This window comes from Pseudomonas paraeruginosa PA7, from assembly GCF_000017205.1.
Classification (GTDB): Bacteria; Pseudomonadota; Gammaproteobacteria; order Pseudomonadales; family Pseudomonadaceae; genus Pseudomonas; species Pseudomonas paraeruginosa.
In genome coordinates, this window is sequence record NC_009656.1 from 2163727 (window position 1) to 2179978 (window position 16252).

General features: G+C 66.3%; 16 protein-coding genes. All 16 read right to left on the reverse strand.

The genetic code is table 11. The features are described from left to right. Positions 1–4: 4 nt before the first annotated feature. Positions 5–934 carry a diiron oxygenase gene (locus tag PSPA7_RS10090; protein ID WP_012075125.1) on the reverse strand — a complete coding sequence of 310 codons (930 nt, stop codon included), beginning with the start codon at positions 932–934 and terminating at the stop codon, positions 5–7. A 25-nt stretch (positions 935–959) separates the two neighbouring features. Next, the gene (locus PSPA7_RS10095; RefSeq protein WP_003155311.1) at positions 960–1307 is read right to left on the reverse strand and encodes a cupin domain-containing protein; all 348 of its coding nucleotides are present in this window, start codon (positions 1305–1307) and stop codon (positions 960–962) included. Beyond that, positions 1304–2080, reverse strand: a complete 777-nt coding sequence (locus tag PSPA7_RS10100; protein ID WP_012075126.1) for a DUF3050 domain-containing protein — start codon at positions 2078–2080, stop codon at positions 1304–1306. The genes PSPA7_RS10095 and PSPA7_RS10100 overlap by 4 nt, the downstream gene beginning before the upstream one ends. A gap of 406 nt (positions 2081–2486) precedes the next feature. After that, positions 2487–4031, reverse strand: coding sequence for an MDR family MFS transporter (locus PSPA7_RS10105; protein WP_003155310.1), 1545 nt, complete (start codon positions 4029–4031; stop codon positions 2487–2489). Next, positions 4021–5202: an HlyD family secretion protein gene (locus PSPA7_RS10110; RefSeq protein WP_012075127.1), complete on the reverse strand. Its 1182-nt coding sequence runs from the start codon at positions 5200–5202 to the stop codon at positions 4021–4023. Before PSPA7_RS10110 ends, PSPA7_RS10105 begins: the two co-directional genes overlap by 11 nt. Beyond that, positions 5199–6692 (reverse strand): efflux transporter outer membrane subunit, encoded by a 1494-nt coding sequence (locus PSPA7_RS10115; RefSeq protein ID WP_012075128.1) that lies wholly within the window; start codon positions 6690–6692, stop codon positions 5199–5201. The genes PSPA7_RS10110 and PSPA7_RS10115 overlap by 4 nt, the downstream gene beginning before the upstream one ends. A gap of 135 nt (positions 6693–6827) precedes the next feature. Then, positions 6828–7562 (reverse strand): AraC family transcriptional regulator, encoded by a 735-nt coding sequence (locus tag PSPA7_RS10120; RefSeq protein ID WP_003157119.1) that lies wholly within the window; start codon positions 7560–7562, stop codon positions 6828–6830. 14 nt (positions 7563–7576) lie between these two features. After that, the gene (leuA, locus tag PSPA7_RS10125; protein ID WP_012075129.1) at positions 7577–9274 is read right to left on the reverse strand and encodes a 2-isopropylmalate synthase; all 1698 of its coding nucleotides are present in this window, start codon (positions 9272–9274) and stop codon (positions 7577–7579) included. Positions 9275–9445: 171 nt separating this feature from the next. Then, the gene (locus tag PSPA7_RS10130) at positions 9446–10051 is read right to left on the reverse strand and encodes a LysE family translocator (protein WP_012075130.1); all 606 of its coding nucleotides are present in this window, start codon (positions 10049–10051) and stop codon (positions 9446–9448) included. 21 nt (positions 10052–10072) lie between these two features. Next, entirely contained in the window at positions 10073–11203 is a 1131-nt protein-coding gene (locus tag PSPA7_RS10135; protein WP_012075131.1) for an acyl-CoA dehydrogenase family protein, read from the reverse strand. A 12-nt stretch (positions 11204–11215) separates the two neighbouring features. Continuing rightward, positions 11216–11686, reverse strand: coding sequence for a YbaK/EbsC family protein (locus PSPA7_RS10140; RefSeq protein ID WP_012075132.1), 471 nt, complete (start codon positions 11684–11686; stop codon positions 11216–11218). Further along, on the reverse strand, positions 11673–13259 hold the full coding sequence (locus PSPA7_RS10145) for an amino acid adenylation domain-containing protein (RefSeq protein ID WP_012075133.1): 1587 nt from the start codon (positions 13257–13259) through the stop codon (positions 11673–11675). The genes PSPA7_RS10140 and PSPA7_RS10145 overlap by 14 nt, the downstream gene beginning before the upstream one ends. After that, positions 13246–14013 carry a thioesterase II family protein gene (locus PSPA7_RS10150; RefSeq protein WP_003157115.1) on the reverse strand — a complete coding sequence of 256 codons (768 nt, stop codon included), beginning with the start codon at positions 14011–14013 and terminating at the stop codon, positions 13246–13248. Before PSPA7_RS10150 ends, PSPA7_RS10145 begins: the two co-directional genes overlap by 14 nt. Positions 14014–14017: 4 nt before the next feature. Beyond that, entirely contained in the window at positions 14018–14287 is a 270-nt protein-coding gene (locus PSPA7_RS10155) for an acyl carrier protein (protein WP_003157114.1), read from the reverse strand. A gap of 26 nt (positions 14288–14313) precedes the next feature. Continuing rightward, positions 14314–15273, reverse strand: coding sequence for a chlorinating enzyme (locus tag PSPA7_RS10160; protein ID WP_012075134.1), 960 nt, complete (start codon positions 15271–15273; stop codon positions 14314–14316). Positions 15274–15308: 35 nt separating this feature from the next. Then, positions 15309–16001, reverse strand: a complete 693-nt coding sequence (locus tag PSPA7_RS10165) for a GntR family transcriptional regulator (protein ID WP_012075135.1) — start codon at positions 15999–16001, stop codon at positions 15309–15311. Between the last annotated feature and the right edge of the window lie 251 nt (positions 16002–16252).

Genomic DNA, 16252 nt, shown 5'->3' on the forward strand with positions numbered 1-16252 from the left:
CTCGCTAGGGCAGATAGTCGGAAAGGGCGTCCTGCAGGCAGGGGCTATCGAGCATTCCGCTGTGGCGGAAAAAGCGCAGGATGTTGCCGAGCAGGGGATGCTGGCGGTTGATCGGATAGACCAGGCCGAGAACTTCCTCCTTCAGCGCGGAGCGCACGGAGGGCGAGACGTCCAGGTGGTCGATCAGGCTGAAGTCGAAATCCTTCTGGATCTCGTTGGTCAGGTACTCGCGGAGGAAAGTCGGCATCGCCGCGGCGATCGCCTGGCGCTCCTTGTCGCCGGCCGCGCTCCAGTAGATGCGCGCCAGCCGCGCCCAGAAGCCCGAGTGGCGTCCTTCGTCGGCCAGGTGGTCGGCCATCAGCCCCTTGACCGAGGGCTTGATGCTGTCGTCCTTGGCGAAGGCCGCGACGTCGTTGGTCAGGGTGTTCTCGGCGATGGATACGCAGATCAGCTCCACGGCACCGTGCAGGGACGCCGGCACCGCCGCGAGCGTCGCCGGGATGGCCCGGCTCAACTCGATTTCGCGGGGCAGGGCGATCGGCTCGATGCCGGTCAGGGCGACTGTCTGCTGCATGTAGTCCATGGCCACCAGGGCGTGGTAGTCCTCGTCGACCACCACGGTCATGGCGTCGTAGCGGCAGGCGAAGGGGAAGCGGATCGGGAAGCGGTCCTTGGCGATGCTGCGGGCGGTCCTGTCGACGATCTCGGTCTCGAAGATCACCACGTCATTGATGAACTTGTAGAGGCTCTGGGTCAGCGCGAAGTCCTGCAGGTGCGGGCATTCGCGCTGGAAGGTGCCACTCAGCACCAGCGGCTGGCGGCTGAGCGGGTAGATGAGTTTGCCGTCGTTCTCGACGATCCGCCGCGGGCGGGTGCGGATCGTGGCCCGTCCCTCCCAGGATTCGGCGAAGGATTGATAGTCTTCTGCGTTCATATCGTCATCCGTTTCGATAGATCGATCAGTAGTAGTGAACTTCGAACAGCAGACAGCCTTTTTCCGAGCTGAACGGCCCGTGCAGGGTCTTCGCCGCCCGGTAGAAATGGCAGCCCTCGCCGTAGGTGGCTTCGGGACGGTGCGCCTGGCCGTGCTCGGTCTGCTCGCCTTCGATCAGGTACACCTCCTCGTGGTAGTCGTGGGTGTACACGTCGAGCGTCCGGGCGCCCGGATGGAAGCGCACCAGGCGGGTACGGATGCCGGTACGCTTCTGGTGGTCGAGGGTGTCCTGGTAGATCGCCTGGCTGATGGCGTGCTCGCTGCTCACCACTTCCCAGGGCAGGTTTTCCAGGTCGGTGATGCGGAAGTTCATGCCAGCGCCTCCGTCAGTTCGGCGTGCATGGCTTCGCGCAATTCGTCCCAGAGGGCGATCCGGCTTTCCACCGCGTCGATGGCGGACTGGTAGACCTGCTGCTGGTGCAGCTGGTTGCCGTTGACCAGGCGTTCGAGCAGTTGTTCGGCGGCCGGGCCGTGATCTTCGGAATCGACTTCGATATGCCGCTGCAAGTAATAACGGAAGGTCGGCGCCTGTTCGCTGGAGATATTCCAGTCATCGAGAATCTTCTGGAACATGTGCGGTATTACACTTTCACGCCCATGCATGAAAGAAGCGGCGACACAATGCGTCCGAGCATTCAGCGCGGTATGGATGGTCTGTTTGACGAAACGACTGGCCGCACGTCCGGCCTTGCACAGGTTCAAGGCTTCTTCGACGCTGTTTCCCTGTTCCAGATAGTTTATGAACGCTTCGATCTTTTCCGTGCTTGCACCCACTTCGCGCATGGCCTGCAGATAGAGTTCGAAGTGGCTGAAGTGGCCATCCTGAAGATTCTCGTCGGACTCTTCGCCGAGCACGATCTCGTTGATCAGGCGCGCCGCCTGCGGGTCTCTGGGTGGCAGCCAGGGCAGGCTGGTGCAGGTCAGGTCCTGCTGCAGGCGCTTGGTCAGGGACATGAAGTCCCAGACCGCGAAGACATGCGTTCCCATGAAAATTCGCAGGGTTTCCAGGGAGTCGATTTCTGAGAAGATCGGGTGAAGACCAAGTTCGGTTTTCTTTTGCTGCAACAGGTTCTTCAAACTTTCCATGATGATTTCCCTTCTTGTTGGCTGAGAGGTCCTTTCGCTATTCCCCGTCGAATGGTCGAGCGAACTCCTCCGGCTGCACGGATATATGTCGATTGGATGGGCGCTCCACTTTTCGAACGCAGCGGAGCGAGAGGGAAGTTAGTTGAGTGTTTGTTGAATGGGCAAGAAGTTTTTCAAAAAATTTCAAGACCATGAATATGCGGACGAACAATGCCGGGCAAAACATTAAATATATGTTTCGCCAGGCAATGGGAGTCCGTACACCATTTTTAATAATGATGTCGTATAGGGATGGAAGTCCCCCCGGACTCTATGGAATAAGCCGTTCTTATTTGTTTTTCTTCCTTGTCTGAAGATCACTCCTTCTGTTTGTCTTTCCTTGAAAACAGGTTGGCGGATACGCCTTCTATCCGGCGCTTTTCCCACTGCGCAGGGCGAGTGCCGCCGCCGCGCAGACCAGCAGTGCGATGAACGACAGGTAGAACGCGTCGCCGTAGGCCATCAGGAACGACTCGTGGCGAATGTGCGTCCCCAGCCGGGTGAGGGTCTCGGCCTGGGCCGGCAGCCATTCGTTGATGGCGAAGTCGCTGCCCTGGCCGAGATCGGCCTGGAGGCGCTCCTGCAGGCCCGGGGAGAAGGCGTTCACCTGTTCCCCGATGCGGACCGAGTGGAAGCGTTCGCGCTGCGAGACGACCTGGGTCAGCACCGCGGTGCCGACCGCGCCGCCCAGGTTGCGCAGCATCGAGAACAGTGCCGAGGCGGAGCCCGCCTCGCTCTTCGACAGGCCGGAGACCGCCAGCACGGATAGCGCGACCATGATGAAGGGCTGGCCGATGCCGCGGACCACGGTGGACGGGATGATCACGTTGGCGGCGCTGTCGGCGTCCAGGTAGGCGCCGATGTAGCAGCCGGCGGCCATGATGGCGAAGCCCGTGGCGACCATCAGCTTGGCTGGCAGCCAGCGCATCAGGCGCGGCATCACCGGCGCCAGCAGCAGTTGCACGAGGCCGTAGGCGATCAGGCTGACGCCGATCTCGCGGGCGTTGTAGCCGTGCAGTTGCGACAGGTAGTTCGGCACCAGGAATACCAGGCCGAAGGTCGCGCCGCCGAAGATGAACATCGCCGCGCTGGCGACGCCGAAGTTGTAGCCGGCCAGCAGGCGCAGGTTGATGAAGGAGCGTCGGCCGAACAGTTGGGTGTAGATGAACAGGAGCAAGGCGGCTACGCCCAGGACCAAGGTCCAGACGATGAAGTCGGAGCCGAACCAGTCCTTGCGACCGCCTTCCTCGAGAACGATCTGGATCGCTCCCAGGCCGACGATCATGCTCGCGATGCCGAGCCAGTCGCCCTGGCGCAGGCGTTGCAGCTGCATGGCTTGCGGCGAGATGGCCCAGGCGATCGCGGCGAGCAGGAGCACGCCGGGGATCAGCTGCAGGTAGAAGATCCAGCGCCAGCTGTAGACGTCGGTGAGCCAGCCGCCGATGGAGGGGCCGGCGGCCTGGGCGACGCTGTTGGACAGGCTGAACAGGGCCATCCCCATGGCCACCCGCGAGGCCGGTAGCTCGGTGATGATCAACTGGAACGAGAGCGGAATCAGCACGGCGCCGGCGGCGCCCTGGACGACCCGGATCATGATCATGCTGGTGAGGTTCGGCGAAAAGGAGCAGGCCACCGAGGCGACCAGGAATACGCTGGAACCCACCAGCATCACCCGGCGCAGCGAGAAGACCTCCACCAGCCACGCGGTGAGCGGGATCATGACGATCTCCGCGACCAGGTAGGCGGTGGAGATCCAGGAGCCCTCCTCGAAGGTGGCGCCCAGGGAACCCTCGATTTCCGGCAGCGCGGCGCTGGTGACATGGACGTTCATGCCGGCCATGAAGCAGCCGAACAGGCCGCCGATGACCGCCACCCAGGCCTTCAGCGAAGTCTTCTCCTGCTCATTGGCCATGCCGCGCGGCCTCGCTCTCCTGGCGGGTGTCGACCTCGGTGATCACCGACATGCCGGGCAGGATCGCCACCTGCTGGCGGGCGTCGGGGTCGAGCACGACCTTGATCGGGAAGCGCTGCACGATCTTGGTGAAATTGCCGGTGGCGTTGTCCGGCGGCAGCAGGGCGAAGACCGCGCCCGACCCGGGCGAGAAGCTGTCGACCCGGCCATGCAGGACGGCATCGGGGAAGCTGTCGACGCGGATCTCCACCGGCTGGCCGGGATGCATGCGGCGCAGCTGGGTCTCCTTGTAGTTCGCCACCACGTAGGACTGTTCCACCGGCACCACGGCCAGCAGCGGCAGGCCGGGCGTGACGTACTGGCGCTGGCGCACCCGGCGCTGGCCGACCACGCCGGCGATCGGCGCGCGGATCAGGGTATCTTCCAGTTCGTTGCTGGCCAGCGCCAGGCTCGCATCGGCCTCGGCGGAGCGCGCCTTCTGCCGTTCGAGCAGCGCCGCGGCCTGCTCGCGACTGGCCTTGAGCACCGCCATGCGCGTGCGCTGGCGGCTCGCGGCGGCTTCGGCGCGGCTCAGCGCGGAGCGTGCCCGCGCGTAGTCGGCGGTGACGCTTTCCAGGCGCTGGCTGCTGGCCGCCTGCTGCGCCACCAGGTCCCGGTAGCGCTGGAAATCCAGTTGCGCGCGGTGACGTTCGGCCTTGGCGCTCTCGATGTCGGCGCTGGCCTGGTCGATCAGCGCCTGCTGTTCCTTCAGCCGGGCGTCCAGCGTCACCAGGGCGGCCTGCTGTGCCGCGACGGCGGCGCGGCTTTCGCCTTGCCGGGCCCTGGCCTGGAGCAGGCGCGCCTGGTAGTCGCGATCATGGATGCGCACCAGCGGATCGCCGGCGGCGACCGCCTGGTTGTCCTGCACCAGGACCTCGGCGACGTAGCCGGAAACCTTCGCGCTGATGGTGATCCAGTCGGCGCGCACGTAGGCGTCGTCGGTTTCTTCCAGGTAGCGGCCGACGCTCAGCCAGTACAGGCCATAGCCGACCGCGGCGACGGCCAGGAGTGCTCCGCCGAGCCACATCAGGCGGCGCTGGCGCTTTTTCCTTTCCGCGGGTTCCACGGGGGAGACCGGGTGTGCCCGCTCTTCGGCGGGGGCGTTGCGTTTTTCGTCGACGGCTATGTTCATCGGGGTGTTCCACTGACGGTTGCGGAGCGGGTGGCGTAGCGGGCCGGCATCGCCGCCGGTTCCTGCCAACCCCCTCCCAGGGCATGAAAGAGATCGATCTGGCGCTCGACCAGTTGCCGGTCGGCTTCGGCCTTTTCCGCCTCGAGGCGGACCATCGCGCGTTCGCTGTCGAGCACGTCGAGGAAGTCGAGGGCGCCGGCCTGGTAGTTGAGATGCGCCAGCCGGTACGCCTTGCGGCTGCTGTCCAAGGCGCCGAGCAACGCTTGGCGGCGGCTGCTCTCGCCGCTGTAGCGAGCCAGGCTCTGGCGGACTTCCTTGAGCGCGGTCAGCGCCTGCTGGCGGAAACGAGCCAGTTGCCGCCGTTCGTGCGCCCGGGCGCCCTCCAGGCGCGCCCTGGTGCTCAGCATGTTGGGGAAGCGCCAGCTGATCAGCGGGCCGATGGCATAGGTGATCGCCTCGTGGTCGCCGAGGTCGTGCAGGCGATCGCTGGAGGCGGCGATCGAGGCGCCGAACGAGACACTCGGGTAGAAGTCGGCCTGGCGCACGCCGACCTCGTGGCTGGCGGCTTCGAGCTCGCGCTCGGCCTGGCGGATGTCCGGACGCCGCTGCAGCAACGCCCAGCCGTCGCCGACCGGCAGTTCCCGGGCGAGTCGCGGCACGCGCCGGCATTCGCCGACGGCGGCCGGCAACTGCTGCGGGTCGCTGCCGATCAGCACGCCCAGCTCTTCCAGCGCCGCCTGGCGTTCGGCCAGCAGGCGCGGCAGCAGCGCGCGGGTTTCCTCCAGCAGGCTGCGCACCCGCTCCACCTCCAGGTCGGTGACCAGGCCGGAGCGGCGTTGGCGCTGGGTCAGGTCCAGGCTGCGCTCCACGGTTTCCACCGAGCGTTGCTGGATCGCCGCGCGTGCCGCATAGGCGCAGGCGCTGGCATAGGCGCGGGCGGTGCCGGCGGCGACGTTCACCCGCAACTGGTCGTGGGCGGCCTGGGCGGCCTCGGCGCCGGCCTGGGCGGCGAGGATCGAATGGCGTACCTGGCCCCACAGGTCGATCTGGTAGTCGAGGGCGAACGCCGGTACGTGGTTCCACTGCGACGGGGCCCGCTCACCGGTGGATTTGGCCTCGGTCTGGTCATCGCTGGTGCGCCCGTAGAAGGTCTGCCAGGAGGTGCTGGTGCCGGGCCAGCGCTGGGCCCTGGCCTGGCCGAGCAGGGCGAGCAGCTCATCGACGTGGGCCAGTGCGCCCTCGAGATCGTGGTTATGCCGCAGGGCGCGGCCCACCAGCTGGTCGAGCTGCGGATCCTGATACAGGCGCCACCACTGGTCGGGCGGTTGCTGCGCGCTGGTGTCGGCGGCGAGCGCCTGCCAGGCGCCTGCGCGGGGCAGCTGGACGGACGGGACCGGGTGTTCGGTCACCGCCGAGCAGCCCGCCAGCAGCAGGGCGGCACAGGCCAGCGCGAACAGGGGGCGTGGCGGGTAGGAAGTGGGTACGGGCATCGCGGGTCGTCATTCTGATGGAGACTCGAGCAGGGTAGGGATTCGCGTTACCCGCATCTCTCGCGATCCTGACAACGACACTCTCGAAAGCGACAACCTCCCTGGCGCGTGCCGGCCGCGGACGGCCGGCGCGGTTCAGGCGCTCAGGGCCTGGTAGTGGCTGGGCGAGTGGCCGAGGGTGCGCTTGAAGGTCTGGGAAAAGGCGCTCGGACTCTGGTAGCCGTGTTCCAGGGCTACTTCGAGGACCGACGCGCCGGCGCTCAGGCGCTGCAGGCTCAGGACCATGCGTGCGCGGGTGCGCCAGTCGCCGAAGCTCATCCCCAGCTCCCGCTGGAACAGCCGGGCGAGGGTCCGGCTGCTCATGTTCAACTGTCGCGCCCAGTCTTCCATGCGGGTTTCTTCCGCCGGCGTGCCGATGACCTGGCTGCACAACCGCAGCAGGCGCGGGTCGCGCGGCATGACCAGGTGGATGCCGATGGTCTGCGCGGCGTCCAGTTCCACCAGCAGCAGCTCGTGGATACAGCGCCGGCGCTGCGCGCTGGAGTCGCCCAGGTGCATCTCGCTGGCCGCCACCAGCAGTTCCCGCAGCAACGGCGAGACCGCGATCACCTGGCACTGTTCACCGTCCCGCGGCCAGGTGGCGGCGGGCATGAACAGCGTGCGCATGCGCACGCTGCCGGACATGCGGATCTGGTGTTCGGTGTTCGGCGGCACCCACAGGGCGTGGCCGGCCGGCACCACCCAGTTCCTGCGGGCGGCGCCGACCAGCATCACCCCCGAGATGGCGTGGATCAGCTGCGCCTGCGCATGGCAGTGCGGCAGGATCTCCTCGCCATCGTGGTGGTCGCAGGCCAGCGCCTCGAGGGACATTGCACAGCTCATGGTCAGCCGTTGGAGGCGCGTTGCTGCTGGGGTGCCAGCAGGCCCAGGCGGGTTGCCCGGTTGACCGCGCTGGTCAGTGCCTTCAGCGACGCGGTGAGGATGCTGCCGTCGCGCCCGGCGCCGAACAGCAGGCGGTTGCCGACGCGGATCTCGACGTAGGCGAAGGCTTCCGCCTCGGCGCCGCCGCGCATGGCGTGCTCATGGTAGTCGGCGATGTCGAAGTTCAGGCCGCGCGCGGCGAAGGCCTCGACCAGGGCGGCCAACGGACCGTTGCCGGTTCCGCCGAGCGGCTGCTCGCCGTAGGGGCCGGCGAGCACCGCGTCGATCCTGGTCTGCTCGCCCTGGCTGTTCAGGCGAGGCGCGCGCAGGGCATAGGGGGTCAGCTCGTCGAGATATTCCTCTTCGAAGCAGGAGAGGATCATCTCGCTGCTGATTTCCTTGCCGGTGGCGTCGGCCACCTGCTGCACCACCTGGCTGAATTCCATCTGCAGGCGGCGCGGCAGGACGATGCCGTTCTGTTCCAGCAGGTAGGAGACGCCGCCCTTGCCGGACTGGCTGTTGACCCGGATCACCGCTTCGTAGCTGCGTCCCAGGTCCGCCGGGTCGATCGGCAGGTAGGGCACTTCCCAGAAGCCGTCCGGTCGTTCCTGGCGCGCGGCGAAGCCTTTCTTGATGGCGTCCTGGTGCGAGCCGGAGAAAGCGGTGAACACCAGTTCGCCGGCATAGGGATGACGCGGGTGGATCGGCAACTGGTTGCAGTATTCGACCTCGCGCATGACCCGGGTGATGTCGGAGAAGTCCAGTTCCGGGTCGACGCCGGTGGTGTAGAGGTTCATCGCCAGGTTGAGGATGTCGACGTTGCCGGTCCGCTCGCCGTTGCCGAACAGGGTGCCCTCGATCCGCTCGGCGCCGGCCAGGCAGGCCTGCTCGGCGGTGGAGACGCCGGTGCCGCGGTCGTTGTGCGGGTGCACGCTGATGATCACGCTGTCGCGCTTGCTGATATGCCGGCAGAACCACTCGATCTGGTCGGCGAAGACGTTGGCGGTGGAGACCTCCACGGTCGTCGGCAGATTGAGGATCATCTTGTTCGCGGGGGTCGGCTGGAAGGTTTCGACCACCGCCTCGCAGATTTCCAGGCCGAACTCCAGTTCGGTGAAGCAGAAGGTTTCCGGGGAGTACTGGAAGGTCCAGTCGGTCTCCGGATTGCGCTCCATCAATGCCTTGATCTCGCGGGTGGCATCGGTGGCGATCTTGATGCAGCCGGGCTTGTCGACGCCGAACACCACTTCGCGGAATACCGGTGCGGTGGCGTTATAGACGTGGACGATGGCCCGCGGCGCGCCCTTGAGCGCCTCGAAGGTGCGCTCGATCAGGTGGGTACGAGCCTGGGTCATCACCTGGATGGTGACGTCGTCGGGAATCTTGCGGCTCTCGATCAGCTCGCGAACATAGTCGAAATCGGTCTGCGAGGCGGCGGGGAAGCCCACCTCGATTTCCTTGAAGCCAGCCTGCACCAGCAGGTCGAAGAAGCGCCGCTTGCGCTCGGCATTCATGGGTTCGATCAGGGCCTGGTTGCCGTCGCGCATGTCGACGCTGCACCAGGTCGGCGCCTTGCGCTGCACGCGGGAAGGCCACTGGCGGTCCGGCAGGTCGACGGTGTTGAACGGGCGGTACTTGCGCGAGGGGTCTTTGAGCATCATGCGAATTCTCCTTGGCTTGCCAGCCGCAGTCGGTAGCGTGCCCTGTCGATCAGGGATGCGAGCAGTCTAGGTAAATCGGCCTGCCAAATTGTTGCTATTTATTGCTGTCGAATACTTTTTTTCACAATAAAAACGCTTTTTCATAGGTTGGGTTGGTGCTTTCTTGCTTTTCTAGAAACCGGCTGAGAGTTTCACCAGGAAGCCCGAGCCGGCCGCGACCAGGGCGGTGCCCAGGATCCCGTTGGCCAGGCGCAGGCGGCGCCTGCACCAGTCCCGGGCGAGCAGGAATACGGCGCAGGTCAGCGTCAGCACGCAGCCCTTGTACAGGCTGTAGCCCAGCGCATAGGCCAGCGGGGCGGCGCGCTCTTCCGCGCCGGCGAGCAGTGGCTGGAGCAGGGCGAAGAAGACCAGGGTCTTGGGGTTGAGCAGGCCGGCCAGGAAGGACTCCAGCCACAGACCGCCAGCGCTTCGCGACACGCGGAACGTATCCGTGGGCGGCCGGCGCATGCGCTGCAGGCAGAGCAGGCCGGCCAGCAGGACATAGCCGGCTCCGGCGAGCTGGATGCCGACCAGCAGCGGCTTCGAACCGTTGATCAGGGAACCCAGGCCGTAGAGCAGGAAGCTGGCGCTCAGCACGGTCCCGGCGAGGTCGGCGAGCAGGCGCCTGCTGGCGAAGGAGAGCCCGTGGCGCAGGCTGTTGCGCACGACGAGAATGCTCGACGGGCCGGGGGAGAGGATCGGTAGCAGGGCGAGGCCGAGGAAGGTCGTCACATCCATGATTCGGGCATCCATGCAGAGTCATTGTGCTGGCGAACTGTCGAAGATCATGTCGCGCATCAGTTCGCTGGCGCCGGCGGCGATGGTGCCGGCCAGGGCGTCGCGGTGCAGGCGCGCCACCTCGCAGTCGATCCGATAGCCCTGGGCGCCGTGCAGTTGCGCGCAGGCCTGGGCGGCGGCCACGGCCAGTTCGCTGGCGCGCAGCTTGAGGATGCATGCCGAGCGGGTATCGAGCCGGTCCTGGCTGTGGCGCCAGGCCAACTGATAGGCGTAGTGGCGCAGCATCTCGTGTTCGCCGAGCAGGTCGGCCAGGCGATGGCGGACGCTCTGCTTGTCGCATAGCGGAGCGCCCTGGACCTGGTGCCGACGGACGAAGCCGTCGAGCAGGCGGATGCTGTGGCCGGCGCCGCCGAGGGCGAGCAGGCCGGCGACCAGGCGCTCGAAGTCCAGGCCGCGCATCAGGTAGAACAACGCCTTGCCGGGCTTGCCGAGCAGGTTGCCGGCGGATACCGCGACGTCGTTGAAATCCAGGTCGCAGACGTCCGCGCTGCGCCAGCCGAGCATCGGCCGCGGCGTACGGCTGAGGCCGGGGCTGTCGCCGTCGATCAGCAGCAGGCTGCTGCTGCCCAGCGCATGCCCGCCTTCGCCGCTGCGCACCAGGGTGACGATCAGCGAGGCGCGCGAACCATTGGCGATGTAGCGCTTGCCGCCATGGACGACGAAACCGTCGACGCCGGGGACGGCCCTGCATTGCATTCGCGACAGATCGCTGCCGGCCTGTTCCTCGCTGATGGCCAGGGCGGCGATGGTTCGCCCGGCACGGATGGCGGGGAGATAGCGCTGGCGCTGCTCGTCGTTGCCGAACAGTTCCAGGTAGGCGCTGGCCATGTAGGCATGCACGCCGATCGCCGCGCGGACGCCGGCATAGCCGAGCGCACCGAGTTCCTCGAGGAATACCGCGCTTTCCAGGAAGCCCTCGCCGCGCTGCGGCAGGCTCAGCAGGCCGTGGTCGGCCAGCGCCTGCCAGGCTTCCTCGCAGAGGCGGCCGCGCTCCTCGGCGGCTTCCGCCAGGGGCAGCAGCCGCTCGCGCAGGGTCCGCCGCACTTCTTCGGCGAAGGCCTGGTGGCTGTCGCTCAGGTAGGGACTGGACATGCCCGGCGGCCCTCACTTCACCGAGATCACCTGGTGCGCCGGAAGGATCTCGGTCAGGCAGCCGGGGATCCTGAACACCGCGTTCGGCGTGCCGGCAGCGGCCCAGATCTCGTCGTAGGTCAGCAGATCCTCGTCGACGAACAGCTTCACCTCCTGCTTGTGACCGAGCGGCGGGACGCCGCCGATGGCGAAGCCGGTGACTTCCTTGACGAAATCCGCATCGGCCTTGGAAATCTTGTCGCCGAGCAGTCGCGAGATGGCTTTTTCGTTCACCCGGTTCGGGCCGCTGGCGAGAACCAGCACCGGGGTGTTGGCGCGGGTGCGGAACACCAGCGACTTGACGATCTGGGCCTTTTCGCAGCCCAGCGCCTGGGCCGCGTCGTCGGCGGTGCGGGTCGAGTCGGGCAACTCCTGGACGGTCAGGTCGAGGCCGCGCTGGCGGAGGATGTCCTGGAACTGCTGGGCACGTTTACTGATGCTCATGAGCGGGTTCTCCCGATGGCTGGAGGGTGGCGAGCAGCCGCCGACGGTCGATCTTGCCGGTGGCGGAAAGCGGCAGGCTGGCGCAGAGCTGGATGCGCCCGGGGACCATGTAGCCCGGCAACCGCGCCGCAAGGTCGTCGCGCAGGCGTTGCGGGCAGCAGGACGGCGCGGCGGCGACCACGAAGGCGACCAGCGCCTTCTCGCCGTGCGCCGCCTCGGTGACGGTGACGAAGCTCTGGCGCACCTGCGGATGGCGATTGAGGTGGTAGGCGACCTCGCCCAGTTCGATGCGGAAGCCGTTGATCTTCACCTGGTCGTCCATGCGTCCCTGGAACACCAGCGCGCCATCGGTGCGGAAGTAGCAGCGGTCGCCGGTGCGATAGAGGCGCTCCCGGCGTTCGCCGATGCGGCATTCGAAGAAGCGTTCGCGGGTGCTCTCCGGCAGCCCCAGGTAGCCCGGCGACAGGCCCGGTCCGGCGAGGCAGACCTCGCCGCTCTGTCCCGGTCCGCAGAGACGGCCCCCGTCGACCAGGTAGACCCGTGTGTTCTGGATCGGCAGGCCGATGGGCAGGGCGGTGTCCTCCTCGCGCAATTCGCGCACCGGGTGGAAGGTGGCGAAGGTGGTGCTCTCCGTCGGGCCGTACACGCTGACGATCCGTTCCGTGCCATAGAGCGCCAGGGCCTTGGCCATGTGACGCAGGGAATGGGCTTCGCCGCCGGTGAGAACGGTGTCGACGCCGGCCAGCGCCTGCGGTGCTTCGTCGACCAGGGTGTTGAACAGGGCGGTGGTGAGGAACAGCACGCTGATCCGTTGTTCCTGGAGGACCCGCTGCAGGCGCGAGGCGCGGACGAAGGCGTCCGGGTAGAGCACGCAGGTGCCGCCGAGCAGCAGGGCGCCCCAGATCTCGAAGGTAGCGGCGTCGAAGGTTACCGGCGCCATCTGCAGCAGCCGGCTGTTCTCGTCCAGCCTGGCATAGCGGGCATTGCAGACCAGGCGGGTGATGCCGCGATGGGGGATGGGCACGCCCTTGGGCGTGCCGGTGGAGCCGGAGGTGAAATTGATGTAGGCGATGGCATCGGCGGCCACCTCGAGCGGAGGGTTTCCCGGATCCTCGCCGGCCTCGTCCAGGCTTGCTTGCCGGTAGCGCGACAGGCGCGGATCGCGGCGCGCGCTTTCGTCGCCCACCAGGCAGTCGCAGGCGGTTTGCCGGAACAGTTCGTGGATGCGCTGTTCCGGCCAGGCTGGATCGATCGGCAGATAGCTGGCGCCGGCCTTGAGGATCGCCAGCAAGGCTACGATCAGTTCCGGGCTGCGCGGCAGGACCACGGCGATGACGTCGCCGGTCTGCACGCCCCTGGCCAGCAATTGCCAGGCCAGGCGGTTGGCCTGGGCGTTCAACTGCGCATAGCTCAGCTCGCGCTCCCGGTAGCGCAACGCGATCGCTTGCGGGCGCTCTGCCGCGATGCGGGCGAATAGCTCGCCGACCGCGAGATGCTCCGGGTAGGATTCCCGGGTACGGTTGATTCGTTCGTGCAGGGCCAGGGCCGCCTCGTCCAGTTCAAGCGTGCGCATGTTCGTGCCTCATCCGTGTGCTCATGCTGTCCAGCAATTGCCGGCGATGGCTGTCGAGGAAGAAGTGTCCGCCATCGATCCCCACCAGCTCGAAGTCGTCCGTGGTGTGCTTCGACCAGCCGGCCATGCTGTCTTGCCGGTCGATCGGGTCGTCGTGGCCGAAGTAGGCGTGGATGGGTATATCCAGCGGCAGGGGGTGCCAGTCCTGCCAGATCTCCGACAGCCGCATGTCGCTGCGCAGGGCCGGCAGCATCAGGCGCATCAGCATCTCGCTTTCCAGGACCGCGGGGGGCGTGCCGCCCATGCTGCGCAGGGCCTGCTGGAAGTCCTCGGCGCAGAGCGTGTGCAGGTGGGGTTGCGCCTGCGGGCTGGCTGGGCTGCGACAGCCGCTGACGAACAGCCGGCGGGTCGCCCCGGGATGGCTGTGCCGGGTGTGCTGCGCCAGCTCGTAGGCCAGGCGGCCGCCGAAGCTGTGTCCGTAGAACGCGTGGGGCGAGTCGAGGTAGGGGGCCAGCGCTTCGAGGCAGCCCTCGATCAGCGCCGGCCAGTCTTCGTATGGCGCTTCCTTGATCCGGCAGCCTCGGCCGGGCAGGCGTACCGCGAGCAGTTCCACGTCCTGGTCCAGATCGTCCACCCAACCGCGGAACAGGTCGGGGTTGCCTCCGGCGTAGGGAAAACAGATCAGGCGCAGGCGCGGCCGTGGCCGCGGCCTGGGCAGCAGCAGCCAGCGCTCGTCGTACGCATGCCCGGACACGACTTCAGTTCTCCGTCAGGGCGTTGAAGTGGGAGCTGTTGCGCTGGATGCAACTGGCGATGTCGTGGATCCTGCTTTGCGCGAAGAGGTCCTCGGGCGGCAGGGCATCCTCGCCGAAATGCTCCTCGGCCTTGGCGATCAGGCGGATGGCGCTGAGCGAGGTGCCGCCCGCGGCGAAGAAGTCGCTGTCGGGGGCGTCCACGCGCAGGCCCAGTTCGCGGCAGGTGTTGATCAGCCAGAACTCGATCTTGCCGATGTCTGCGATGCTATTCATCGTCGGTCCTCCTTGGTCGGTGGGGCTCAGCGCAGCGGGAAGCGGTAGCCGTTGCAGGTGCTTTCGACGAAACGGTTGTGCCTGAAACGGTCCTCGCCGGACACCAGCACGCAACCGAACTTGTCCAGGCTGGCTTCGCCGCCGAACTCCTGCAGCGTGTTCGAGTAGGGGTAGACCCGAACCGAGGTGGGCAGGTAGCGGGCGGCGAAGCCCAGGCGCATCTGCTCGGTCAGGCCGCTGTGCGGGTGCGAGGCATGCATCAGGGTCGACCAGAAAATGATGAACTGACCCTGGCGCATGACCATGGACCGGGCGTTGGATTCGTCGGGCTTCCAGTTCGGGTCCTTCTGCAACTGGCGATAGTCGTAACCGAAGAAGCCGCGGCGCACGCCGTCCTTTTCCAGCTTGTTGATGCTATCGGCCTGGTAGTCCATGGTCTTGGACTCGTCGTAGTTCATGGTCCGGTGGGTGCCGGGGATGAACTGCAGGCAACCGTTCTCGACGCTGGCTTCGGTGAACGCGGCCCATACGGTGATGGTGCCGCCGAACTCGGCGTCTTCCGGCCAGACGATCTGCGGATGCTTGGAACCGGCCACGTTGGAGAAGTTGTCGGCCTGGTGCCAGTCGGTGCCTTCGTCACCGGGGTACTTGGGAAAGAATTCGGTGCGCCAGCAGAGGGTGTCGCGGCCGAGGATGCTCGCTACCCGGTCGACGATTTCCGGACGAGTGATGTGCTCGGCGAGAAAGTCGACGTCCAGGTGGCGGTCATAGTTGGCCAGGTTGGTGATGCCCGATACCGCCTTGTCCTGGCTGTAGATCGCCTTGCGGGTGTTGATCAGCCTGGGTCGCAAGGCCTGCAGCTTGGCGGCCATCTCGTCCTGCTGGTACAGATCGAAAGGCCCGATGTAGCCGTCCCGGTGGAACTGCTCCAGTTCCTCGGGGCTCAGGCTGAAGTCGAGGTCGCGAACGCGTGCTTGTCCTTCCATGTAACACCTCATCGGCTGGGTTGTGGTGGTGCGGGTTAACTCGTAAGGCGTCTTTCCAGGTAGCTGCGGATGGTGTCCGAAGCCATTTGCAGGTGCTTGCGCAAGACCTCGGCGGCGCCCTCGGTGTTTCCGGCAGCGGCGAGCGCCACCAGGGCCTTGTGGTCGTCCTGGGCCATTTCGCCGAGGCCCATGGCCGACAGGTGGAAGCGCAGGAAGCGCTCCTCCTCCTGCAACTCGTTGTCGATCAGGCGCAACAGCTTGGCGTTCGGCGTGCGCCGGTACAGCGCCAGATGGAACAGGCGGTTCAGCCGTCCCAGGCTGGCGAGGTCGGTTTCGTTCTCCATCGCGGCGATATGCGCATGCGCTTCCTCCAGGTCCTGTGCCTGCAGGTTCGGAATCGACTGGCGCAATGCCTCGGGCTCGAGCAGGAGGCGTACGGCGTAGGTCTCGACCGCGTCGTCGCTGATCAGCTGGGTCACCACGGCGCCCTTGTGCGGCACGATCTGCACCAGGGCCTGCGCCTCCAGCTGGCGCAGCGCCTCGCGCACCGGCATGCGGCTGACGCCGAACAGTTCGGCCAGCTCTTCCTGGCGCAGCGGCGTGCCGCTCACCAATCGTCCATCCAGAATCGCGTCTCTCAAGGTGGTCTCGATCAGGTTGCGGGCCAGGTGCGAGGGCGCCTGGACCCGGGGTAACAGCGTGCTTACGGAATATTTTCGGGACTTCACAAACGACAACTCAAAATTGGATCCAGGATCCAAAATAGAAGAATGGATTTCGCACTGTCAACAGCGCAAGGGATAGGAAACGCGCGTCGAGGAGAGGAGAGTGGCAGTGAGATGGCGATGGACGACGTCGCCAGCGGGTTGCGCTGGCGATGCTGGCAGAGGCTTTTTCGGTATCGGGCGGATTTGCCGGGAAGGGAGGCGACAGGCACAAAAAAACCGGCCTGGGCCGGTTCTTCTGTTGCTTCCAGATC